At 46.0% G+C, this 23,366-nt stretch carries 27 protein-coding genes and 1 tRNA gene; 9 read left to right on the plus strand and 19 right to left on the minus strand.

The annotated features are described in order from the left end of the window. Positions 1-92: 92 nt before the first annotated feature. From QZ135_RS20835 to QZ135_RS20875, 9 genes are all read right to left on the minus strand, one after another. Positions 93-389 carry a hypothetical protein gene (locus tag QZ135_RS20835; protein ID WP_294614014.1) on the minus strand — a complete coding sequence of 99 codons (297 nt, stop codon included), beginning with the start codon at positions 387-389 and terminating at the stop codon, positions 93-95. After that, on the minus strand, positions 386-850 hold the full coding sequence (locus QZ135_RS20840) for a hypothetical protein (RefSeq protein ID WP_294614016.1): 465 nt from the start codon (positions 848-850) through the stop codon (positions 386-388). The genes QZ135_RS20835 and QZ135_RS20840 overlap by 4 nt, the downstream gene beginning before the upstream one ends. Further along, a complete protein-coding gene (locus QZ135_RS20845) occupies positions 831-1,499 on the minus strand; it encodes an ATP-binding protein (RefSeq protein ID WP_294614019.1) in 669 nt (222 codons plus the stop codon). The genes QZ135_RS20840 and QZ135_RS20845 overlap by 20 nt, the downstream gene beginning before the upstream one ends. Next, a complete protein-coding gene (locus QZ135_RS20850; protein WP_294614022.1) occupies positions 1,496-2,416 on the minus strand; it encodes an AAA family ATPase in 921 nt (306 codons plus the stop codon). The genes QZ135_RS20845 and QZ135_RS20850 overlap by 4 nt, the downstream gene beginning before the upstream one ends. Before the next feature lie 29 nt (positions 2,417-2,445). Further along, positions 2,446-4,632, minus strand: a complete 2,187-nt coding sequence (locus QZ135_RS20855) for a hypothetical protein (protein WP_294614027.1) — start codon at positions 4,630-4,632, stop codon at positions 2,446-2,448. A 113-nt stretch (positions 4,633-4,745) separates the two neighbouring features. Next, on the minus strand, positions 4,746-4,958 hold the full coding sequence (locus QZ135_RS20860; protein WP_294614030.1) for a hypothetical protein: 213 nt from the start codon (positions 4,956-4,958) through the stop codon (positions 4,746-4,748). Next, on the minus strand, positions 4,955-5,140 hold the full coding sequence (locus QZ135_RS20865) for a hypothetical protein (protein ID WP_294614033.1): 186 nt from the start codon (positions 5,138-5,140) through the stop codon (positions 4,955-4,957). The genes QZ135_RS20860 and QZ135_RS20865 overlap by 4 nt, the downstream gene beginning before the upstream one ends. Positions 5,141-5,152: 12 nt before the next feature. Next, the gene (locus tag QZ135_RS20870; RefSeq protein WP_294614036.1) at positions 5,153-5,359 is read right to left on the minus strand and encodes a hypothetical protein; all 207 of its coding nucleotides are present in this window, start codon (positions 5,357-5,359) and stop codon (positions 5,153-5,155) included. A 3-nt stretch (positions 5,360-5,362) separates the two neighbouring features. Next, positions 5,363-5,647, minus strand: coding sequence for a hypothetical protein (locus QZ135_RS20875; RefSeq protein ID WP_294614039.1), 285 nt, complete (start codon positions 5,645-5,647; stop codon positions 5,363-5,365). A gap of 120 nt (positions 5,648-5,767) precedes the next feature. Between QZ135_RS20875 and QZ135_RS20880 the strand changes: the two genes are divergently transcribed. Then, complete coding sequence (locus QZ135_RS20880; protein ID WP_294614042.1) at positions 5,768-6,262, plus strand: hypothetical protein; 495 nt, start codon at positions 5,768-5,770, stop codon at positions 6,260-6,262. A 51-nt stretch (positions 6,263-6,313) separates the two neighbouring features. On the opposite strand, the gene QZ135_RS20885 is transcribed toward QZ135_RS20880, so the two are convergent. Together QZ135_RS20885 and QZ135_RS20890 are read right to left on the minus strand one after the other, a co-directional pair. Further along, positions 6,314-6,583 (minus strand): hypothetical protein, encoded by a 270-nt coding sequence (locus QZ135_RS20885; protein ID WP_294614045.1) that lies wholly within the window; start codon positions 6,581-6,583, stop codon positions 6,314-6,316. 5 nt (positions 6,584-6,588) lie between these two features. Then, positions 6,589-7,116 carry a hypothetical protein gene (locus QZ135_RS20890; protein ID WP_294614048.1) on the minus strand — a complete coding sequence of 176 codons (528 nt, stop codon included), beginning with the start codon at positions 7,114-7,116 and terminating at the stop codon, positions 6,589-6,591. Positions 7,117-7,228: 112 nt separating this feature from the next. On the opposite strand from QZ135_RS20890, the gene QZ135_RS20895 reads away from it, so the two are divergent. Both QZ135_RS20895 and QZ135_RS20900 read left to right on the plus strand, forming a co-directional pair. Then, a complete protein-coding gene (locus QZ135_RS20895) occupies positions 7,229-7,879 on the plus strand; it encodes a S24 family peptidase (protein ID WP_294614051.1) in 651 nt (216 codons plus the stop codon). 24 nt (positions 7,880-7,903) lie between these two features. Then, the gene (locus tag QZ135_RS20900; RefSeq protein ID WP_294614054.1) at positions 7,904-8,257 is read left to right on the plus strand and encodes a hypothetical protein; all 354 of its coding nucleotides are present in this window, start codon (positions 7,904-7,906) and stop codon (positions 8,255-8,257) included. 289 nt (positions 8,258-8,546) lie between these two features. On the opposite strand, the gene QZ135_RS20905 is transcribed toward QZ135_RS20900, so the two are convergent. Beyond that, positions 8,547-8,619: transfer RNA gene (locus tag QZ135_RS20905), tRNA-Met, on the minus strand. Between the two features lie 483 nt (positions 8,620-9,102). Between QZ135_RS20905 and QZ135_RS20910 the strand changes: the two genes are divergently transcribed. Next, complete coding sequence (locus tag QZ135_RS20910) at positions 9,103-9,312, plus strand: hypothetical protein (RefSeq protein ID WP_294614057.1); 210 nt, start codon at positions 9,103-9,105, stop codon at positions 9,310-9,312. Between the two features lie 224 nt (positions 9,313-9,536). Here QZ135_RS20910 and QZ135_RS20915 read toward each other — a convergent pair whose 3' ends face one another. The 4 genes from QZ135_RS20915 to QZ135_RS20930 all read right to left on the minus strand — a co-directional run bounded on the left by QZ135_RS20915 (position 9,537) and on the right by QZ135_RS20930 (position 12,764). Then, positions 9,537-9,878: a ferritin family protein gene (locus QZ135_RS20915; protein ID WP_294614060.1), complete on the minus strand. Its 342-nt coding sequence runs from the start codon at positions 9,876-9,878 to the stop codon at positions 9,537-9,539. Positions 9,879-10,009: 131 nt separating this feature from the next. Then, positions 10,010-10,945 (minus strand): DUF1848 domain-containing protein, encoded by a 936-nt coding sequence (locus QZ135_RS20920; RefSeq protein WP_294614064.1) that lies wholly within the window; start codon positions 10,943-10,945, stop codon positions 10,010-10,012. A 9-nt stretch (positions 10,946-10,954) separates the two neighbouring features. Further along, positions 10,955-11,476: a hypothetical protein gene (locus QZ135_RS20925; RefSeq protein WP_291554870.1), complete on the minus strand. Its 522-nt coding sequence runs from the start codon at positions 11,474-11,476 to the stop codon at positions 10,955-10,957. Positions 11,477-11,579: 103 nt separating this feature from the next. Next, the gene (locus tag QZ135_RS20930; protein ID WP_294614068.1) at positions 11,580-12,764 is read right to left on the minus strand and encodes an iron-containing alcohol dehydrogenase; all 1,185 of its coding nucleotides are present in this window, start codon (positions 12,762-12,764) and stop codon (positions 11,580-11,582) included. A 293-nt stretch (positions 12,765-13,057) separates the two neighbouring features. On the opposite strand from QZ135_RS20930, the gene QZ135_RS20935 reads away from it, so the two are divergent. The 5 genes from QZ135_RS20935 (at position 13,058) to hydF (ending at position 19,276) form a co-directional block, all read left to right on the plus strand. Beyond that, positions 13,058-14,053: a quinone-dependent dihydroorotate dehydrogenase gene (locus tag QZ135_RS20935; protein ID WP_294614070.1), complete on the plus strand. Its 996-nt coding sequence runs from the start codon at positions 13,058-13,060 to the stop codon at positions 14,051-14,053. A 63-nt stretch (positions 14,054-14,116) separates the two neighbouring features. Continuing rightward, positions 14,117-15,577 carry a 4Fe-4S dicluster domain-containing protein gene (locus QZ135_RS20940; protein WP_294614072.1) on the plus strand — a complete coding sequence of 487 codons (1,461 nt, stop codon included), beginning with the start codon at positions 14,117-14,119 and terminating at the stop codon, positions 15,575-15,577. A 20-nt stretch (positions 15,578-15,597) separates the two neighbouring features. After that, positions 15,598-16,644, plus strand: a complete 1,047-nt coding sequence (hydE, locus tag QZ135_RS20945; RefSeq protein ID WP_294614088.1) for a [FeFe] hydrogenase H-cluster radical SAM maturase HydE — start codon at positions 15,598-15,600, stop codon at positions 16,642-16,644. Further along, complete coding sequence (hydG, locus tag QZ135_RS20950; RefSeq protein WP_294614075.1) at positions 16,631-18,049, plus strand: [FeFe] hydrogenase H-cluster radical SAM maturase HydG; 1,419 nt, start codon at positions 16,631-16,633, stop codon at positions 18,047-18,049. The genes hydE and hydG overlap by 14 nt, the downstream gene beginning before the upstream one ends. Positions 18,050-18,094: 45 nt before the next feature. Then, complete coding sequence (gene hydF / locus QZ135_RS20955; RefSeq protein WP_294614078.1) at positions 18,095-19,276, plus strand: [FeFe] hydrogenase H-cluster maturation GTPase HydF; 1,182 nt, start codon at positions 18,095-18,097, stop codon at positions 19,274-19,276. A 59-nt stretch (positions 19,277-19,335) separates the two neighbouring features. On the opposite strand, the gene nuoE is transcribed toward hydF, so the two are convergent. The 3 genes from nuoE to nuoF form a co-directional block, all read right to left on the minus strand. After that, a complete protein-coding gene (gene nuoE, locus QZ135_RS20960; RefSeq protein ID WP_007665079.1) occupies positions 19,336-19,812 on the minus strand; it encodes an NADH-quinone oxidoreductase subunit NuoE in 477 nt (158 codons plus the stop codon). A 19-nt stretch (positions 19,813-19,831) separates the two neighbouring features. After that, a complete protein-coding gene (locus tag QZ135_RS20965) occupies positions 19,832-21,598 on the minus strand; it encodes an NADH-dependent [FeFe] hydrogenase, group A6 (RefSeq protein ID WP_294614082.1) in 1,767 nt (588 codons plus the stop codon). Positions 21,599-21,618: 20 nt separating this feature from the next. Then, on the minus strand, positions 21,619-23,366 hold a 1,748-nt coding region (nuoF, locus tag QZ135_RS20970; protein ID WP_294614085.1), incomplete at its 5' end, for an NADH-quinone oxidoreductase subunit NuoF.

Consider the following 23,366-nt stretch of genomic DNA (forward strand, 5'->3'; position numbering starts at 1 on the left):
CAAAGTCTGCGAATGCCTGTTCTGCCTGTTCACGGCTGATGCCGCTGATTACTGTTTTCTTAGTTCTTGCCATAATTCCTTTTTTTATAGGGTTAATAATTAATCTTCTCCCGTCTTTCCCTGTTCAGCTTGCGCCGCTTTTCCTTGTTTTCCGGTGCCTTCTTCGGGGTTTCCAGCGCCTCCAGTTCCCGGTCCAGACGGTCATAGCGTATTTGCTCCGCCCGGTAGGCATCCAGCAGACGGTCATATTCGGCAGGTTTCAACTTGTCGGTACCGTCCATCAGGCGTTCCTGAAGGTCGCAGATACGGTCGGCACTGGCTTCCAGTTGGCTGGCAAGTTCCTGACGGCGGTCGGACGTGTCCGGGGTTTTACGGATATAGTCTCTCATTGTTCCGCCTCCTTTCTGGCAATCTTTCCCATCACGCCAAGCACCTTGCGCAGTTCCTCCACATCCATCTGCGTGATGTTCTTCCCGGTTCCACTGTACTTCCGTACCCAAACATTGATTTTAGCCTTGTTCATTTCAAAATCTTCCGGACTGTTATTCCCGCTGTAATCCTTGTTGAGGAAAGATATCTGGAAAGACTTCTTATAAATCTTTCCGACCAGGCGGCGGGCTTCTTCCCGAAGCATATCCTTCACCTTCCGGTCGCGGTCACCGTTCAGACTTGACAGCAGGCGCTTCGCTTCCTCGAAGGTCAGTTCCTTGGTGCTGCCGATGATTCGTCCCGTCTGGCCGGACAGCCATTCCAGGCGTTCCTGCCTCTCTCTGATGCCGATGCCCTGAATGGCTGTCTGCAGGGCTTGCAGCTGCCGGGGGCTGATGGGTTTAGTCATTGTTACTTTCATACGCTTGTTCTTTAATATTTTCCAACCAATGTTTTTGATATCCTTTGTCCCATATAATGAAGTAGCCGCGGGGACCACCTGCACCACGAGACACATGTGATGCCTTGAATCTGTCTATATATATACGCCTGAAAGAATCCTTCTTCACGTCGTAGGCCATCTGCCCTTCAACCTCCTTTCCATCCACATGAGAAAGGAAAACGAACATCTTTTTAGGATACTTCTTTCGCAGGGCTATAATCTCTTTGGCCTTGACTCCGCACTGGTCTCCCAGGTATTGCACGGAATCGACTATTACCACGTCGGCACTGCGTTGCTTGGTTATTTCCCCTTCAATGTCTTCTACACCTTCACATTCTTCGCTGAACTGTATTCGGCTGACTCCGCTGCGGATGCCTGCCAGTGCCAGTTCCTTCTTAAAGTCATCATGTACTCCCATCTCCAGTGAGATGAACAGCACCCTCATTCCAAGCTCATCCAACTTCCGGGCCAGCAGCAGGGCGAAGTGTGTCTTCCCTTGCCCAGACTTCCCGTAGACAATCCAGCATCCGGAACGCTCGGGCCTGCCGAATGCCTGGTACCATTCCCCGTCAAAAGGGATGTATTGGAATTTCGCGTCTTCTATATTCTTTACGCTCAGAATCTTCATGCCAGCTCGCCACGTTCCAGTTGTTGATGTATCAGTTCATTGTCTATCATGCCTGCCAGCTCGCGAAGGTCATCGCAAAACAGGATGAACTTCCCGCTGCCCTCCACCGGCTCTTTCTTGCGCTTGTCCAGCTTACCCCATATCTCCAGCTGCTTGTCTTTGTCCGTCACGCCGTTGGCCTGGCAGATGGCGCACACGTCTTTCTTCGTGGCACCCAGCAGGGCGATATAATTTCGCTTGAAGCGTCCGTCTATTTCGTCATATCCTTCGATACGGCCTACATACCGTTTGATGGTACGTTCCAGCGTTTCCGTACCGGCTACCAGTGCTCCCATGCGGTGAAACGTATCATCATACAGGGGGATAAGCGCACACAGTGCGGAGTGGGTCAGCTTTCCGGCATCATCCAGTATCAGAAGCGGATGCAGGTCGGACATCTGGTTGATGTTGGCAGTGATGATATCCAGCAAGTCGTCGTTGTCCATGTAGCGGGTTACTTTTAAGCCCAGGCAGGTAGCAAGCTTCGTAAGGAACTTGCGCCCTGTCCACTTGCGGCACTTCAGGTAGATGACGGACTTGTCAGCATTCACGTTATAGAGGTCGATGAGCGACTGCGTCTTTCCGCTGCCCGAACGGGAAGAGATGCAAAACCATTTGCTGTTGCGCTTGGCGGCATTAAAGGCGGCCTTTATCTGCTGATAGCTCGATACGGTTTCGACCACGTTCCAGGCGCCTTCGTAATAGTTGAGGGCAGCCGCTATCTTTGCCGCCATATTGTCTTCCTTGGCGGCATACTTGCCGGAAAGAATCTGTGAAAGGGTAGTGCCGGAAATGCCGCACTTGCGGGCTATCTCGCCTTGAGTGGAACCGCGTTTCACAAGTGTATCGACGTACTGTTTTAATCCTTGAATATCCATCTTTATATCGTTTTTAAAGGTTGTTTAAATCATCTTGAATAACTCATGTCGGCCGGATTGAACTCGTAGTCCTCGTCCTCATCATTGGCGGAGATTACCACCGCTTGCGGCAGACGTTCGGTCACGTCCTCGTAGTCGGCATCCGTCACTTCATCACGCATTTTGCTGCGGGCATCCTTATGCTGACCACGTGAGTCGGTTATCAGGTAACGATCCAGCAAAGTGTTGTTTATCAGTTCCGGGATGCGCTGCTGGAGGTTCTTGATGTGCCCGTCCACGCTCGCCACCTTGTCATCAATGTGCTGTTGCAGTTCCTCGTTGAAGCCTTTCACCCGGTTGCGGTACTCGAAGTGTTCCGGCTTTTGGTCGGCCAGAGCCATGGGAGCCTTCATACACTTCTGCATCATGTAGCGCAGCGTGCCTATTTCTTTTCCGGCATCCTTCAGCCCCTTGCGCACGGCGTTGCTGATAAGTATCTGGCTCATGTCTTCGGGGTCATAGCGCACGATCCAATCCTCGTTGTAGTGCTCGCGCAGGGAGATGTCGAAGGTGTCGTAGTTGATCCGCTCACCTTGCATTTCCAGACGAAGACCGTCACCGTTAATGTGGTTGGTGCGTCCGGTGGTTTCGCCCATCAGCAGCAGGTATTCCTCATCACAGAAAGGTAACTTTCGGGCTTCCTCAGTCTGTTCCCAGGCAGCCATAAAATCTTTAATCTTCATGGCGCGTTCCTTCATCATCATGGCTTCAATCTGTCCCATGAGGGTTTCTTCATCGGGAATGAGGTGACGGTTCGCGTTGATGACTTCCATATTCGGCTGATTGTCCTGGTCGGAAGTGATGCCGAACCCTGACCAGTTGCCTTGCTTCTGGCAATGCTGCACGTTCAGATACTTGAAGTAAGGTTCGATTATTTTCGATTTGGCATTGCCAAGGGCGGCAGGCGTGTAGTATTTAGTCATTGCCTGATAGAAGGGAACCATAACACCTTTCTGATAATTGTCGCTCTGAAGCTGCAACGGCTTGTATCGGTCGCCAAACAGTTCTTTAGTATGCCGCACGGCATTGCGCAGGGCCTCACGTATCAGTGCCGGTGACTCATGGTCTCCAATGGCATAGCCTACAGGGTATTTGCAGCAGGCGTCCAGCACAACTACGATGGTTTTGCGGTTGGTATAAGTGGTCATCATATACCGTTTTTCCTCACCGTTCGCCTTCTTGTTTTTGGCAACCTTCTTCTGGTACAGCAGTTCCACCGTCCAGCCGTCCAGCGTCCAGTAGGTGAGGGCTTGCGTAGGGGCTTCCCGGTGTATCTGCATCTTGCGGGTGTTGGCAACGACTTTCTTACCTTTGCGTCCCTGCATGGTGGTGAGTTCCATCTTCTTCTTGTAATTATCCACAGTCACGGGGCTGTTGATAAGCGGCTTGTCAAGGATTTCCGCCACCTTGTTATACTCTTCCATTATCTGTACACTGTTCAGGTTGTTGTGCAGGGAGATGAGCTTGTGAAGGATGGCTTCGCTCTCTTCATCCTTCACCACGGCAGCGGACTTGTTGCCAAAGTTCTTATGAATAAGATAACGGTAGCCTTCTTCACGGCTGATGCGGCATGCATCCTCGTATTCCTGGCACTTACGCTTCAGCGAAGCTGCGTTTTGCGGCAGGGTGTGCGGAAACAGAGGTTTCCCGTGTGGGTCGCGCAGGGTCAGCAGATCATTGCTCAGCGTACAGAGTTTTTTCCACATATTGACGCGGGGACCGCTTGTACCGATGACATCCTTACGGTGTTCGTCTCTCAGGTAAAGAATGGCTTCCAGTACGCGCACATTCAAAGTATATTCATCTATCTTGGCATCCGGAAGCTTCTTGCCACCATCATACCGATACTTGGTTGTGTAAAACTCAAAGGCATCGTTACTGAAGACAATGGCTTCTTCCAGAAGGCTCTTTTGCGACTGGGTGGCTATTACGGCGCGCGGATCGCCATTAAGTTCAATAAACTTTCTTTTCATATCTTCTCTCATGGTTTCAAAATCTACAATTGCCGATTGGCCAGGGGTGCTACGGTGAAGAACAATAATTTGTTTGCGTTTCTTCATGGTTTGAAATGTTCCTTCTGGGATGAACCCATCTTGACTTCCTACATTCCTTTTAGGATTGTAGATTATCAGCTCATTCGCAAACACACATACCCGATTATTGAATATCAGTGCCATATCCTTAATTTTTTCAATTAGTGCAAGCCCCGGCATCGAACCGGGGAGCCGACCACTTCCTCTACCAAGAGCTAAATTTTGAGGAAGTTCCGAACCTGCGTCCTTAGAGGCTATTATACCTTATTCCCGTTGTAGTCATACTGCGATACTTTACCTTCAACGTCTATCAACTGTAAGTGAAAACCTTCCGGTGTAGCTTCACGGGCAAAATCCTCAATTGTGCCATAGGCCATTTCATCAGGTACTTCAGCTTTCACAACCCTTGACAAATCCCTGATATCAAGTACAAATGGATTATTATTGATCCACGTCACTTTCACCTTCATACCGTTTCCTCCTTTCGTCCTTCAGGTATCAGCATAGATAATGCTACAACCACCGCCAACGCCACAATCACCATTCCGCTAATACTGTCCTTATCTGTTGCCTCCACATTGCAACCCAGCCAAAGCCCGTAGGACATACCCACGACGATAGCCGCCTTCTGTAATTTTCTAAATGTCTTCATATACTGTCAAGTTTAAGAGTTCTTTAAAATCACTTCGTCCAAGTTGTAGAACATATTGAACTGGTGAGGCAGCACAATCGTTTCCTGCGTATCCTCATCCCAATCAATGTCTATGCACACCGTATCGTTTTCCGCGCCCAAAATGGCGTTATACTTCTCCATCAGCTTCCCCAGTTCTGTGAGGAATACCATTTCTTTTTCCGTTAATTTCCTGTCCATATCTTAATATCGTTTGATTTCGGTAATTTCCAATTTTGCCTTTTTGAATATAACAGGCGTCTCGAATATGCCATTCCTTAATGTTACGTTCATACCTCTCTTCTCCGCCTCATTGATTAACCTTTCAAGGTTATCTACGCTCTTCCTGATATCCGAAGCCAGTTTCTGATTGCTTACCGGAACCTCCACTTCTATACGTATCGCATTATCATGGTCAGAAAAAACCTTGCATATCTTTTCTACACGCTCTTTAAAACCTTGCAACATTCTTACTCTTCTCTTTTCCATATCACTTTTAATTTTTAATTCTCTATTGAAAAATCTACCCCTATTCATCCCGAACCAGGATAGTTTTGCTACATTTGTAGCTGATAATAAACATTGTCTAACTTCTTGAATTTAATTATTATGAGTCCAAACAAAAGCAAATGGCGTATCAATTATGCTATAGTTTATAAAGACGCCAATCAGGTACCTTTCTGTCGCAACTTTGTCCAGAATCTTTTATCTAACATTGCCATAACTCTGAAAATAGAATATGCCATAATAGAGGATTTTTCCGGATTCTCATCCCCCGAAGAAGACAACTCCGGAACGAGTTCTGAAATTTACATGGATATAGTTTGTTTCCGCGCCTTTAAGAATACAGAAATATCAATAAAGGATTTCCGTATGATACTTGACAAGCTATTCTCACATTCAGACATCATCTTCTGCCGAAGTTTTACCGTTCACAGCATTTTGCAGAAACATTTGAAGGATGTCCCTTTCCCCGAAGAGTTTTTCCGTCCTCTTGCATATCCTTATGTGGATTACCAAAAAGGGAAAAATACAACTCTCTGTGTGACGGAGGCAAGCTGTCAAGGGGTATTAGATGATTTGCGAGAAAAGAGTGCGAACTGAAAAGGTTCGCATTCGGCCTTTGTACTTCTTTACTTTCCATATCCATATCATTTATAAGGTTATCGTATCATTCGCTATCACCGCCTTCACATTCCCTTTGGAATCAAGCACCTTCATTGGCGCCACTGCCACATTCTCATCGCTCAGCAACCGCCCACCAAGTTCATGGATAGCTACATGCCGCATCTGTGCCGCTTCAAGACTGTTGCGTTTAAAGCTCATAGCAAGGCTTATGCAAGGTCTCTTTACCTTGAACACCTTCATCAGATGGTCATAAGCTGCACTTTTCTTTTTGGGGTCTGCCCAATCAATCTTCTTCATATATTCTATGCTTTAATGTTTGTCAATTTATCGACCAGCGACAAGCGGAGCACCTTGTCATCTATCCGTGCCACGTCGGCAAGTATATCAACCAGACGTTCTTTCGTCAGCCGGTTGTGGTTGCGCTTCACCGGTTCCGGGAAAAGGGAAAGTTGCTGAACTTGTGCCTGTACCCGGTAAGCCTCATCAACCTTATTCACCACCAAGTCTTCCGCCCAGTCACGAAACATCTTGGCACGTTCGCTCTTGATGAAGAAGCCAAGGCGGACGATGCCGCGTTTGGTCCAAAGGATTTGCTTATTTTGCAAGTAATCGGCTGATTTACAACCAGCGTTCATTTTTTGAACGCTCGTAATAAAGTGTTTTCCTTCTATCAGTTCATCGGCATGTTCCATCTTGTGGCGCCGCACGGTATTTCCAGAAACACCGAATCCTTTTGCTGTTTCATTTGTGGACATCAAGAACTCAAATCTATCATCTGGCATTATTTCTACCGAGAGATTATCTGAAACGTGTTCTAAAACCTTTTCCATACTTATTATTATTTAGAGTTTAATTCTTATCTTTGGGGGCTGCAAATGTTTATCACGGTGCAAATATATAAGATATATTCTACACTTCAAAATAAATAATAAGATATTTTCTATGAAAACAGAGAGTACAGTTCAAAGAATTAAGAAATACATTGATTATAAGGGTATTTCAATAAGAAGGTTTGAGGAGTCTGTAGGCTTTTCTAATGGCTCATTTGGAAGCCAATATAAGAATAATAAAACAATTGGAGTAGACAAAGTAGAATATATTCTACGCTACTACAGCGACATATCTCCTGAATGGCTTCTCACAGGTAAGGGCTCTATGCTTCGTTCCGATCCACCTGCCCTGATCAGTTATGAACCAACCATAGGAGTACCTTATTATGATGTGGACTTTATAGCTGGTTTTGATCAGATATTCAATGACCAAACACTTCTTCCAGCTCATAATGTAGTTTTTAAGCCATTTGAAAAAGCGACTTTATGGTGTAACGTTACAGGTCACAGCATGGAACAAAAGATAAATCACGGAGATATCATAGCCCTAAAGGAGTGTACAGTTAATGATGTTCAATATGGTGAAATCTATGCCGTAGTCTTGGATACCATACGTACAGTGAAGATACTCCGAAAATCAGAAGACCCTCACAAGTTCCGTTATGTTCCGGTTAATAAAGCGGAATATGATGATCAGGACTTTGACAAAAGCCGTATAATAAAGATATATGAGGTGCTGGGCAACATTAGCAAGTTCTTTTAAACAACGACTAATAACTAAGTAATAATGAAAGAATCCACTTATAAAATAACTATAGTCTATAATGATCTATTCATAGATCAAGGTAGCAGAAGAAAGGGAGATGAAAGAAATAGGGAATTTTGGCAGGCTATGGACGGGCTTCACTCCAGATACCCTGGATGTAATATTCTTGTAGAACGCTACGCTAAAGAGCATTTTTCAACCGGCATAGGTGAAGACGTACGGATTATTTGCAGTTCTCCTGATGTTCAGAAGATGGCAGATCATATTTATGATACTCATTATTATGTTGTTCCGATATCCCTATCTGTACTGGGAGATGGGGAAAAAGAGGACGCGATAGCTCATGTATTGCGTAACGATGTAATGAATCCGTGAGATAAAGAGATAAATCTGTATAATCATTTATACTCAAATTGTCCGTTTGGACTTCAGTTGTCAATGTATTTCCTCCACAGTAATCCACTATCCGATGATCGTTTTCATCCAAAAAGTCAAATGTTACCACTAATATCCCCTTCATAGCTCTTAATTTTAAGCTCCCGGCACAATCACCGGGAGCATTTTCCATCAACAATCAATCAATAACCTTAAATCTCCGTACGTTTTATCCCTCAGTCGGAGCACTGATCAGCGGGAACGTTACTAACACCTTCAAAAACTATTGTGGCGAAAGCAAGACTCGAACTTACAACCTCAAGGCTATGACCCTTGCGAGCTACCAATTGCTCCATTTCGCAGTATGAAATATGCCATTAATACGTCTTATTCTGCAAATATAGTAGCAATAATAGCATAATACATTATCTATCAACTATTTAACATTATAGCATCTACAACAACAACGTATTTAAGGTGTCAACTCAGGCACAAAACTGCCATTTTCGCCTATATTTTGCATATTATAGGTGCAAACTCGAACGAAAAAAACAGGTGTTTTGAATGTGTGTTGAATGTGTGTGTTGTGCAATTCGTTTTATTAATTGAATGTGTGTTGAATGTGTGTCTTCATGTGTATTGCGATATTTAACTATAAATTAACAATAAATTGGCGTAGTAATAGGTGTACTACTCCATAGTATAGATATTATATGTGTATTCCAATGTACACATCAACGGAATGAATATTCTCTGCTATGTAGCTATTTTATTTCTTGCTTAATACTTCTATATAGTTATTATTTGGAATATATTTGCAAAAAAAACTTCTAAATAAAGATGATATGACTAAAGTTATTCACGTGCACCTGATCTTTGAGAAGAAAGATTATTATTTCGGTAGCATCAGCGCAATCTATGATGTTTTAAACGATGTTAAAATCGGCATTAAACAAAGCACCCTGCTCCACGCTGGTCTGTGTGACGGAGGTGTAAAACTTACTCAGAGAGCCATTATAAGGCAGTCTCATCTCATCCGTAGCGGGAGAGAGTAATCATCCCTACAAATAAAAAAGATAGGCTATTTTGCTAATCATATAGCTAAAATAGCCTATCTTTGTGTGTCGATGTAACATTTGAGGTTCGATGTAACGCTCAGACCTCAATAATGTAACTCATTTGTTGCCCATTGTAACATTTCGTTTTAAGTCAAGGTTCACACACCAATCAGCCTCAATCGCCGTGTTCATCGGCATTTCAGCCCAATCAACTCACCTCGTCACTTTACACAATTCGTTCTGTGCCCCATATGAGAATAGACACTCGTTGTTTCTTTCTCTCCCAGCTCCAACCGCCGGACGGCGAATGTTATCCCTAACAGACGCACCAGCCATACATAAAAAAAGATTTCCCAACGATTGGGCGCCACTTCCCGATGGGTGTAACTGCGCAACGTAGCATAGTGCCTGCTTTCATCTTCTGAAATACGTTGCAGTATTTTCCGGTTTTCCGAATCTTTTTCAATAGCTGCCAATTTCTTATATATGATGCACGATGTGATTTCTTCCCGCTGGAAACCAATCATTTTCTTCAATAGTTCTTGCTCCGTTTCTTGTCTCATTTTTCTATAAATTAAGTAAACACAAAATTATGAATAATCAATGTTATACAACAATCAAACTCATAATTGTTTTCATGAGAACATACGTTTTTTCTCGAAAAGAGTCAGAAGACAATAAAAATGCAGTTGTTTTAAAATAAAGAAAGTTGGTCAGTGCGGAGACTCCTCATTTCCCGTTCAACAATTACGGCATCCTCCCCCACTTCTCCAATCAGCATCGGAGAGTTTTTGTCGTGCTTGCTACGGTTAAATTTCGCCGTATTATAATTACCTTTAATTGCATAACAGTAGATGCACCCGTTAAGACAGCTTTCATAAGTACCAATATCAATGCTTTCCACACAACGGCAGATGTCCCGTTGGTTCTTGTCCTTACGGGAGAGAATGGGATAGCCTGTGATTCTTTCAATCAGACGGTTGTCCACACACAAGCCACTTGGAATGCCTATATGAGATAAATCTACTTTAATGGTGCAAGTATCCAGTTCCATCGATAACTCATCTGCTGTTTTCTTAAAGGTGACTGCCATCGCCTCTATATCTTCTTTTGCCAGTGTCTCTATATTAAATTCACGAAGAGATGCACGGACATGCGGATAATGGTCGATAAAACCCAACATACATTTCTCCGTATATCCTTGCAAAGCAGATGCCATTTCAGCAAACTTATCCTGATGAAAAGCGACTGTATACTGTTCATTCGTAAGGATAGGGTCATACCGCCACACCACTTTTTCCTTTCCTATCTTATCGGCAAGACGCTTAAAAGTATCAATACGCTTGTCAAGCGGTGGTAATTTGCTTTCCAATTCTGTCCCGTAGGGATTCAGTGTAAACTGAAAATAATATTTATAGTCAGCCAGCCTATCCAGTTTCTCAATCATCGGAGCCGGATTCTTTGTCCAAAACACTACACAATCAATGACAGCAGGGTCTAAACTGACCCTGCTAATCATATTTGGATTATACGGATTCGGTACAAGGACATATCTTTCACTGATCCGGTTGAAAAACCATTCCGAATAGAAGGCAGGAATATCCGTTCTGCGGCTGGCACTTATTATCATATTGCCACCCTATTCTTCTTTAGACGACGGAACCACATAATCTTCTTTAATGAACTCATCATACACCCTCTTAGGATGATCGAACGGAGCTACCCCCGTACGGTCTTCATTAAAGTTCTCACGCCGGAACTTCTTCAATTTCAGATTGTCTTCAGCATATTCCCTCAGTTTCCTTTTCTCCTGACCATACAAAGAGCTGGATAACACTTCAGATTCCAACAAACTCTCTTTAGGAGTGATGGATGGTAATAAGTTCTGTTCCAAAAGTCCGCGATACGCCCCATTATACTCACACCAGACATTATTACCCAGAACAAACAAACGATAGGTATAGTTGGACCATGCTGTTTTGATAGTTATTTCACGAGCATAGATTTCTACTGTCGCTTCCGAAGCATAACTCGGATCGCGAATAACAACCAACTTCCGACCTGAAATATCTTCCTTTACAGAAGCAATCCATCTTTCACCATGCAAGATTTCTTCAATAATTTCAGGCAGTTTTTCTTTAATTTCAAAATGTATTCTCATGTTCTTTGCCTGTGGGTCAGGACTTTTTTATTACCCCCAATTTGATATATGCCCCTAAAGATAACGAAAATTCATTTGAAAAACAATAAGTGCCGCGAAAATATTATCTATTTGCCATCCGATAGATGTTTTCCATATCTTCACGATACAATATCTTCAAATTTCCTGTCGTTCCCTTTCCACCGGAACTGCACTTATCCGCCATTATTCTGATTTCGTCATCCGTAGCCTGCCGCCCTATCAACTGGCAGATGCTGACAGGCATTCCGATAGCACGATAGAAATTCTCCATGGCTTCAATACCCGCCAAAGCTGTATGTTCAGCCGACTTAAAATCATTCGTCACTCCCATCACATTTACGGCAAATTGTGCAAAGCGTGTCACATTCTCCTTATAAACATATCGCGCCCAACTTCCCCAAAGAGCTGCCAGACCTGCACCATGAGCCACATCAAAGAGTGCGCTTAGTTCATGTTCAAGTTGGTGTGTAGCCCAGTCTCCGGTAGTTCCGCATCCCGTCAGGTCATTGTGTGCCAAACTGCCGGCCCACATAATCTGTGCACGGTGAGCGTAATTCTCCGGGGCTTTCAGTACTTCAAAAGCACTGTCCTTCACGGTGCGAAGAATGCCTTCGGCCACAGCATCGGTCACAGTCATGTCATCATCGTGAGAGAAGTAACGCTCCATCGTGTGCATCATGATGTCCGTCACGCCGCAAGCTGTCTGATAGTTGGGCAACGTAAAGGTACGTTCCGGATTCATCACCGCAAACTTGCAACGGCATAAGTCATTGGAATATCCTTTCTTCAAGTCACCATCTTCATTGGTGACTACGGTACTGTTGCTCATTTCACTGCCTGCCGCCGGAATTGTCAGTACGGCAGCCACCGGAAGACAAACTTTTGCTCTTGCCTCGCCCATATAGAAATCCCAGACATCCCCTTCATAAAGCACACCAAAGGCAATGGCTTTCGCAGAATCGATGACACTACCTCCGCCCACAGCCAGAATAAAGTCAATCCCCTCTTTCCGGCACAGCTCAATACCTTCGTGCACCATCGACAAACGGGGATTAGGCACTACCCCACCTAATTTAACATAGGTGATACCTTCTGCTTCCAATGCCCGGCAAATCTTGTCGAGCAAGCCGGAGCGCTCAGCACTCTGTCCACCATAATGTACCAGAACATTCGTTCCACCATATTGTTTCACCAGTTTTCCTGTTTTCTCTTCCGAAGCTGCCCCAAACACTACTTCCGTAGGAGCATAATAAGTAAAGTCTCTCATTGTTCGATATGATTGCTTGGTTATTATACAAAGATAGAACACTAATATCAAAGATACAAGGTTTATAGAAGTTATAACCTGCCAAAGGAATTATTCACACTTCTTTAATCCTGCACGACAAACTCTTCTTCATCTTTTATTTTCTTCTATCTATACTTGATGATTACTTATCATTCTCGTTCCCTATTCCTATCCATTCAGAATATAACTTTTCTTTATGTCTGATAAAAGAGTATGAATAGGATATCCGGGCAAAATGGCATAGTTTTGTAACGAATTAAACAGAATATATCATGTATAAGCAAATTATTCGTCCGTTACTTTTTTTGTTGAGCCCCGAGAGAGTACACTCTCTCCTACTTTCGGCTTTGCGGTGCTACGGCCATTTGCCATTCGTGCGCTCCTGGATACGCAACTATTACAAAGCTACGGATAAACAGTTGATCTGGAACCAGCTCGTTTTTAAAAACCGAGTCGGACTTTCTGCCGGATTTGATAAAGGTGCAGAAGTATTCAACGAGCTTGCCGATTTCGGATTTGGTTTTATCGAGGTAGGAACCGTGACACCCGACAGCCAGCCCGGTACCCCCAAACCACGTATTTTCCGCCTGCCGAAAGCTGATTCACTGATTTCAAGGACAGGATTTAACAACCCCGGATTAGACATTGTGAAACGTAACTTAGAAAACAAAACCGATGCATATTTGCTCGGCATCAATATCAATAAGAATCCCCAATCTGAAAAAGAAGAAGCCGTGAACGATTTCTTAAGAATATATGCTGGCCTGTATAGTCTGGCGGACTATTTCACTCTGAATTGGGGCTCAATAGAGGTGACTTTGATGCATAAGGTTCTGGAAACGCTCACCGCCTTCCGGAGTAAACAGAAGAATTATCGTCCTATACTCCTGAAAGTACCTGCCGATATTACTCCTGAAGGAATGGACGCAGTGCTTAATTGTATACAGACCTACAAACTGCAAGGAGTGATAGCCACCGGACCTACAATGGATCGTTCAAATCTATTCCCATATACAACAGCCCAGTTAGAAGTTATCGGTGCAGGTGGAGTAAGCGGGAAAGGTATCGGAAAGAAACCACTCGAAGTCGTAAAATATCTTCGCACCCACAGCGAGAAAGGTATGTTGATTATAGGTGCAGGTGGCATGATGACCCCCGAAGATGCCCGACAAATGCTGGCAGCCGGAGCGAATCTGATACAGATTTATTCCGCTTTCATCTACGAAGGGCCGGCAATTGTTAAGAATATGATTAAAGCTATCCATTAGAATAAGAAACAATCGTTATCTTTGCACGGTAATTACCAACTAACTAATTCCGATATAAATATTATGGCATTTACCAACAACATTATGATTGTCCGCCACAGATTGCTGACAGAGCTGGTAAAACTGTGGAGAGATAACGAACTTGTAGAAAAAATAGACCGTCTTCCCATCGAACTAAGTCCGAGAAGATCAAAGCATGCCGGACGCTGCTGTGTCCATAAAGAACGCGCCGTATGGAAATACAAATCATTACCGTTGCTGGGTCTGGACATGGAAGATGAACAAGACGAATTAACCCCATTATCAGAGTACGCAGCCCGTGCACTGGACAGAGCCGAAAATGGGAAACCGAAAGATAACATCATGTGTGTGATTGACGAAGCATGTTCGGCTTGCGTACAGATCAATTACGAAATCACCAACCTCTGCCGTGGTTGCACTGCCCGCAGTTGCCAGACCAACTGCCCCAAAAAGGCTGTACACGTGAAGGAAAGCGGACAGGCATGGATAGACCATGATGAATGTATCAGTTGCGGTATCTGCCACAAGAACTGCCCCTATCATGCTATAGTTTACATCCCTGTGCCCTGTGAAGAAGCCTGCCCGGTAAAAGCCATCAGCAAGGATAAAAAAGGTATCGAACACATTGACGAAAGCAAATGTATCTATTGCGGTAAGTGCCTCAATGCTTGCCCGTTCGGAGCTATCTTCGAGGTTTCGCAAGTATTCGACATCCTGCATAAGATACGTAAGGGAGAAAAAGTAGTGGCCATCGTCGCCCCCTCCATACTGGGACAATTTAAAACAACCATCGAACAAGTGTATGGCGCCCTCAAAGCCGTGGGATTTGCAGATGTCATTGAAGTGGCACAGGGAGCAATGGATACTGTCAGCAACGAAGCGCACGAATTGATGGAAAAACTGGAAGAAGGGCAGAAATTCATGACCACTTCCTGTTGTCCATCGTACATTGAGCTGGTGAACAAGCATGTGCCGGGAATGAAGCCCTACGTATCGAGCACCGGATCGCCTATGTACTACTCTGCACGTATCGCGAAGGAGAAACATCCGGATGCGAAAGTGGTGTTCATCGGTCCTTGTGTAGCCAAACGAAAAGAAGCACAATGGGATGATGCAGTGGACTTTGTCATGACCTTCGAAGAAGTGGCATCCGTATTGGACGGACTGAATATCCAGTTAGAACAGGCCCCCCCCTACAGCATGTCGTTCGCATCCGTACGCGAAGCACATGGATTTGCACAGGCAGGTGGTGTAATGGGGGCTGTGAAAGCTTATCTCAAAGAAGAAGCTGACAAGATCAATGCCATCCAAGTGGCTAATCTGGATAAGAAAACTATCGGTTCGCTACGTGCTTATGCTAAATCGGGAAAGGCTCCGGGACAGTTTATTGAAGTGATGGCATGCGAAGGCGGATGTATCACGGGACCTTGTACACACAATGAAATTACAGCCGGTAAGCGTCAGTTTGTACAGGAATTGGCGAAGCAGGAAAAGACCTATTAAACAGAATTGACCGAAACATGATAATTCCCCTGATTGCTAAACTCCGGCAGGAGCATCATCTGGATGCAGAAGAATACAAAGCCCTGCTGCTTTGCCGGGATGCCGATGTCCTGATATACCTGCAAGAGCAGGCACGGGAGGTAACACTCGGACAGTTTGGTAATCGGGTCTTTATTCGCGGATTGATTGAGATAAGTAACCATTGCCGCAATAATTGTTACTATTGCGGCATACGGAAGGGAAATCAAAATGTTGCACGCTACGAGCTGACGCAAGAAGATATTCTGGATTGTTGTCGCGAAGGATATACACTCGGTTTTCGCACCTTTGTATTGCAAGGCGGTGAAGCACCGGCTGTAAAGGATGACTGGATGGTTGAAACAATCTCTTCCATCCGGCAGGAGTTTCCGGATTGTGCTATAACCTTGTCGTTAGGCGAAAAATCCCGTGAGGCTTATGAACGCTTTTTCCGGGCAGGAGCCAACCGGTATTTATTGCGGCACGAAACGCACAATGAAGAACATTACCGCCATCTGCATCCGTCCGGTATGTCCATAAAACAACGGCTGCAATGCTTGACGTGGCTCAAGGAAATCGGTTATCAAACCGGAACGGGAATTATGGTAGGCAGCCCCGGACAGAGCATAGACCATCTGGTGGAAGATATTCTTTTTATAGAACAATTCCATCCGGAAATGATAGGTATCGGTCCGTTCATCCCACACCACGACACTCCGTTCGCCACTGCCCCTCCGGGGAGTATGGAAATGACTTTAAAGCTCCTTTCCATCTTCCGCCTGATGCATCCCGGAGTGTTGCTGCCTTCAACAACAGCACTGGCCACCCTCTCCCCGGACGGAAGAGAACGTGGCATACTGGCAGGCGCTAACGTAGTAATGCCTAACCTTTCCCCCCGCAACCAACGGGAGAAATATACACTTTATGACAACAAAGCTTCTCTTGGTGCCGAAGCCGCAGAAGGATTACAGCAATTAGAAGAGAAGTTGGCAGCTATAGGCTACCGAATATCGAAAGAAAGAGGAGATTATAGTTATGTACAATGTTAAATCAAAACAAGCGGAAGAGTTCATCGATCATCAGGAAATTCTGGATACGCTGGACTATGCCCTTTCCAATAAAAACAACCGCGCACTCATAGAAAGCCTGATTGAAAAGGCTGCCTTGTGCAAAGGTCTGTCCCACCGCGAAGCTGCCTTGCTATTGGAGTGTGACCAGCCCGACCTGATAGAACGTATCTTCCATCTGGCACGGGAAATCAAACAAAAATTCTATGGCAACCGCATCGTGATGTTCGCGCCGCTATACCTTTCCAACTACTGCGTAAATGGTTGCGTCTATTGCCCTTATCACGCCAAGAACCATACGATAGCACGCAAAAAACTGTCACAGGAAGAGATACGGCAAGAAGTCATTGCCTTGCAGGACATGGGACATAAGCGTCTGGCCCTGGAAGCCGGCGAAGACCCGCTACGTAACCCCATCGATTATATTCTGGAATCCATCCGGACAATCTATGGCATCCACCATAAGAATGGTGCCATCCGGCGGGTAAACGTGAATATCGCCGCTACAACGGTAGAGAATTATCGACGGCTGAAAGATGCAGGTATCGGTACTTACATTCTTTTCCAGGAAACCTATCACAAAGAGAATTACGAGACCTTGCATCCCACAGGTCCTAAAAGCAAATATTCCTATCACACCGAAGCCATGGACCGTGCCATGGAAGGCGGTATCGACGATGTAGGTATAGGTGTATTATTCGGGCTGAATACCTATCGGTACGATTTCGTAGGATTATTGATGCATGCCGAACATCTGGAAGCCACATTCGGTGTAGGTCCGCACACAATCAGCGTACCCCGCATTTGCCCTGCCGACGATATTGAGACGAAAGATTTTCCTAATGCAATTTCGGATGAAATGTTCTGCCGTCTTGTAGCCGTTACGCGCATCGCAGTTCCTTATACGGGCATGATTATTTCCACCCGCGAATCGGAGACTGTACGCCGACGGGTGCTCGAATTGGGTATCTCGCAAATCAGTGGAGGTTCGCGCACCAGCGTGGGCGGATATGCCGTGCCGGAAACAGAAGAAGAAAATTCCGCTCAGTTCGACGTCAGCGACCGCCGCACACTGGATGAAGTGGTAGGTTGGTTGCTCGACCTGGGACATATCCCCAGTTTCTGTACCGCTTGTTATCGCGAAGGCCGTACAGGTGACCGTTTCATGTCCCTCGTCAAACGGGGGCAGATAGCCAACTGTTGCCAACCCAACGCACTGATGACATTGAAAGAATATCTGGAAGATTATGCCTCACCTGAAACGCGGAAAAAGGGTATCCGCCTCATTCACGAAGAGATGGAGCGCATTCCTAATCCAAAGATTAAGGAGATAGCGATGAGAAATCTGTACGAAATAGAAAATGGAAAAAGAGATTTCAGATTTTAAGAAGAGGTTGATGTATTCAGTTCATACATAAACAAATTAAATTCTATGAACCAAACTCCCAATGCCAACCGCCTGCAAATCGCCCTCTTCGGACGGCGAAACAGTGGTAAATCCAGTCTTGTCAACGCACTGACGGGGCAAGATACCGTCCTCGTCTCCCCCATTCCCGGCACCACTACGGACCCGGTTACGAAAGCGATGGAAATTCATCCTCTCGGCCCCTGCCTTTTCATAGACACTCCGGGATTCGATGACGAAGGTGAGCTGGGAGAAATGCGCGTGGAGCGTACCCTGAAAGTCATAGAGAAAACAGACATCGCCCTGTTCCTTTGCGAAAATGGAGATGAAGAAGAACAAGTATGGATAAAACGCCTGAAAGAGCGGAATATCCCCGTAGTGCTCATCCTTAATAAATCTGATATTCGCCCCGACACTGAGCCCCGGTCTGCACAGATTGAGAAAGTTTATGGAGAACATCCCGTCATTGTAAGTGCCAAAAGTGCTACCGGCATCCACGAGATTCATCGCGCTATCCTGGAGAAACTTCCTGCTGACTTCGGAGAACAAACCATCACCGGGAATCAGGTAAAGGAAGGAGATGTGGTATTATTAGTCATGCCACAAGATATTCAAGCTCCTAAAGGACGTCTGATTCTCCCCCAAGTGCAGACTATCCGCGAATTACTGGATCGGAAATGTCTGGTCATGAGTTGCACCACCGATAAATTGGGAGATACATTACGTGCGCTCGCCTCTCCGCCCCAACTGATTATTACAGACTCACAAGTATTCCAGACTGTCTATCAACAGAAACCGGCAGAAAGCCGTCTCACCTCTTTCTCCGTACTCTTTGCCGGCTACAAAGGAGATATACATTACTACGTGGAAAGCGCCGCCGCCATCGACAGCCTCACAGAGCAATCGCATGTACTGATAGCCGAAGCCTGCACGCATGCCCCACTGACAGAAGACATAGGAAGAGTAAAACTCCCCCGCCTGTTGCGGAAAAGAATCGGCGAAAGATTAAAGATAGATATCGTTTCGGGAAATGATTTCCCTGAAGATTTATCCGAATACAATCTGATTATCCATTGCGGTGCCTGCATGTTCAACCGCAAATATGTACTTAGCCGCATCGGGCAGGCCAAAACACAGAAAGTGCCGATGACCAATTATGGAATAGCAATTGCACATTTAAGTGGAATACTTGAGAAGATCAGTTATTAAATGTTCTCCGGACGAATGATTATTTGCCCGGAGAACACACTCCTTTTCCCGGGAAGTTACTATTCCAACTCCTCCAGTACTTTCTTCACATCCACCGCCTGCAACCTTCCATACACCTTCTCCCCAATCATCACCACCGGTGCCAGTCCGCACGCGCCTACACAACGCAGGCAATCGAGTGAAAACTTCCCGTCCGGTGTAGTCTCCCCTACTTCGATGCCCAGCACGCGCTTGAATTCCTCAAGCAATTTCTCCGAACCACGTACGTAGCACGCCGTTCCCATACATACCGAAATAGGATGTTTACCTTTAGGAGTCATCGTAAAGAAAGTATAGAATGTTACCACACCATACACACGCGACACCGGAACATTCAGCTTCGCAGCAATCAGGCGCTGCATCTCTTCCGGCAGATAGCCGTGCAGATGCTGCGCTTCATGAAGTATATTGATAAGTTCGCCCGGCTGGTTGCCATGCTTGTCACAAATAGCGCGCACTTGTTCGGCAACGTCACAGGCTAATTTGATATCTGACATAGTTCTCCGTTTTAATAAGTTAATCAATCGCCTTATTGAAATAATGCGTATGCAGCAACCGTTCCGCAGTCTCACTCAGCGGTTTGCCCAGATATTCCTCGTACAACGTCTTGATGTACGGATTCTCATGCGACTTGCGCAAAGGTTTCTGTGCGTCTTCCCGATACAGTGCGTTGGCACGTGCATACAGCACTTCCGAGTTGCCATGATGCAACGGTTGTCCGCCTCCACCGATACAGCCACCCGGGCATGCCATAATCTCAATTACATGATACTCATTCCGCCCATGGCGAATATCTTCCAATAATTGACGCGCATTACCCAGACCATGAGCAATACCCACCTTCAGTTCAAAGCCATCCAGGTCAATCGTTGCACGGCGCCCCCCTGCCAGGCCACGTACCTGCTCAAAGTTCACATTCTCCAATGTCCGCCCGGTATAAATCTCATAAACCGAACGCAAGGCTGCTTCCATCACACCACCGGTGGTTCCGAAGATGACACCGGCACCCGTCGAAGCTCCCATCGGCTGGTCGAACTCCTTATCCGTCAGTAACGTGAAACCGATGTTAGCCCGTCTGATAAGCCGTGCCAGCTCGCGGGTGGAAATAGAATAATCGACGTCCGGACTACCATCTGTCTTAAACTCATCGCGGTCGCACTCATACTTCTTTGCCAGACAAGGCATAATAGATACCACCACCAACTTCTCACGCGGAATACCCATCTTCTCCGCCCAGAATGTCTTGGCAATGCTACCGAACATCTGTTGTGGCGAACGTGCCGTAGAAGGTATATCAAGCATATCGGGGAAATGATGTTCAAAGAAATTCACCCATGCCGGACAACAGGAAGTCAGGATAGGCAGGCGAACCGATTTATCCCCATTCATATAACGTGTCAGACGATTCAATATCTCGGCACCTTCTTCCATGATGGTAAGGTCGGCGGCAAAGTCTGTATCAAATACATAATCAAAGCCCAATTCACGAAGGGCGTACACCATCTTTCCCGTTACCAATGTCCCGGCAGGCAGTCCGAACTCTTCTCCCAAAGCCGCACGAACAGCCGGAGCAGTCTGTACGATAACAATCTTATCCGGATTTTCCAAATCCAGCAACAGGCGGTTAGTATGATCGCGTTCCGTCAATGCCCCTACCGGACAAACAGCTACGCATTGTCCGCAATAAGTACATTCACTGTCGCTCATCATCTTATCAAAAGCCGGAGCAATCGTCGTATTGAAACCACGGCGGATAGCTCCCAACGCCCCCACTGTCTGCACCTCATTACATACACTCTCGCAACGCCTGCAGAATATGCACTTATCCATATTCCGCACAATGGACGAAGTGACTTCACGCTTACGGGGCGAAAGCTCTCCGCCATTATAAGGCATCCGCCGGATATTGAAACGCAGCGCCAAAGTCTGCAACTCACAGTTGCCGCACTTCGGACAGGTAAGGCAATCATTCGGATGATCCGAAAGTATCAGTTCAGCCACCACCTTGCGGGCATTCATCACGCGCAGGGTACTGGTACGCACCACCATTCCCTCTGTGCAACGGGTGGCGCAGGCGGGAGCCAGATTACGGCGTCCTTCCACCTCCACGACACAGATGCGGCACGAGGCCGGATTATTTTTAACGCAAGTGCCCTTCAAATCAATATGACAAAGGGTGGGTATATCTATACCGATTTTCCGTGCGGCTTCCAGGATAGTCGAGCCTTCGGGCACGGTGATATAATGGCGGTCTATTTGCAGGGTTATTTGTTTTTCTTCCATTTTCTTTCAGTTTAGTTCCCTTAAACTACATTGATTGCTTTGAACTTACAGCGTGCCATGCACATGCCACACTTGATACACTTGTCCGGATTGATGACATGCGGTTTGCGCACATCACCCAGAATGGCATCCGCCGGACAATGTTTAAAGCAAAGATGGCAACCGATGCACAGTTCCGGGTTGATAGTATAAGTCAGCAATGATTTGCACTGCTTCGCCCGGCAGGTTTTATCCCTCACATGCTCCACGTATTCATCATAAAAGTTATTGAGCGTAGACAATACCGGATTGGGTGAAGTCTGTCCCAGCCCGCACAAGGCAGTATCCTTTATCACCTTTCCCAATGTAGAAAGTGCATCCAGATCTTTCATCGTGCCTCGTCCTTCGGTTATCTTGTTCAGCAGTTCCAACAGGCGCTTGTTACCAATACGGCAGGGCGTACATTTTCCACATGATTCTTCTACCGTAAAATCAAGATAGAAGCGTGACACAGAAACCATGCAATCGTCTTCATCCATCACAATCATACCACCGGAACCCATCATCGAGCCTTCTGCCAGCAAGTTGTCAAAGTCAATCGGCGTATCCAGATGCTTCTCCGTCAGGCAACCGCCCGAAGGTCCACCCGTCTGCACCGCCTTGAACTTCTTCCCTCCTTTGATGCCGCCTCCAATTTCATAAATCACCTCACGCAGGGTGGTGCCCATCGGCACTTCAATCAAACCTACGTTGTTAATCTTCCCGGCCAGCGCAAACACCTTCGTTCCTTTCGAGCGTTCCGTGCCGATAGACGCAAACCATTCCGCACCTTTCGTCAGGATGATAGGAATATTGGCAAGCGTCTCCACATTGTTCACATTGGTAGGTTTGCCCAGATAACCGGCTTCGGCAGGGAAAGGAGGTTTCAAAGTAGGTTCACCCCGCTTTCCTTCCATGGAGTGAATCAACGCAGTTTCTTCACCGCACACAAATGCTCCGGCACCATAACGTATTTCAATGTCGAAACTAAAGTCCGTACCGAATATATTCTTACCCAGCAAACCGTATTCGCGTGCCTGGGCAATAGCAATCTTCAAACGTTGTATAGCCAACGGATATTCCGCCCGGATATATACCAATCCTTTGGGAGAACCGATAGAATAACCACAAACTGCCATTGCTTCAACAATAGAGTGCGGATCACCCTCCATGATGGAACGGTCCATAAAAGCACCGGGGTCACCCTCGTCAGCGTTACACACCACATACTTCATGTCGGCCTGTTGCTTATGGGCAAATTCCCACTTCTTCCCTGTGGGGAAACCACCACCACCACGTCCACGAAGTCCGGAACGTTTTATCACGTCTATCACCTCTTCCGGCTTTTTGTTGAGAAGACTGTCCGCCAAGGCCATATACCCATCCAGCGCAATGTATTCTTCAATGTTTTCCGGATCGATGAAGCCGCAGTTACGCAAAGCGATGCGCATCTGCTTCCGATAGAAATCCATGTGTTTGGAGTCGCTGACGGTCTTCTCCGTCTTCGGGTCGATATAGAGCAGCCGCTCTATTTTCCGTCCCCCGATGATATGCTCTCTGACTATCTCGTCGGCATCATCAGGCACCACCTGGGTATAGAAAGTGTTATCAGGGATAATCTTCACGATAGGTCCCTTTTCACAAAAGCCGAAACAACCGGTAGTGATAATGTCCACCTTGTCGGCTATATTATTTCTCTCGAGTGTTTGCTGAAGGCGTTCAGCAATGATGTGGCTGTCGGATGCCTTGC

Source organism: uncultured Bacteroides sp., from assembly GCF_905207245.1.
In the GTDB taxonomy this organism is placed as follows: Bacteria; Bacteroidota; Bacteroidia; order Bacteroidales; family Bacteroidaceae; genus Bacteroides.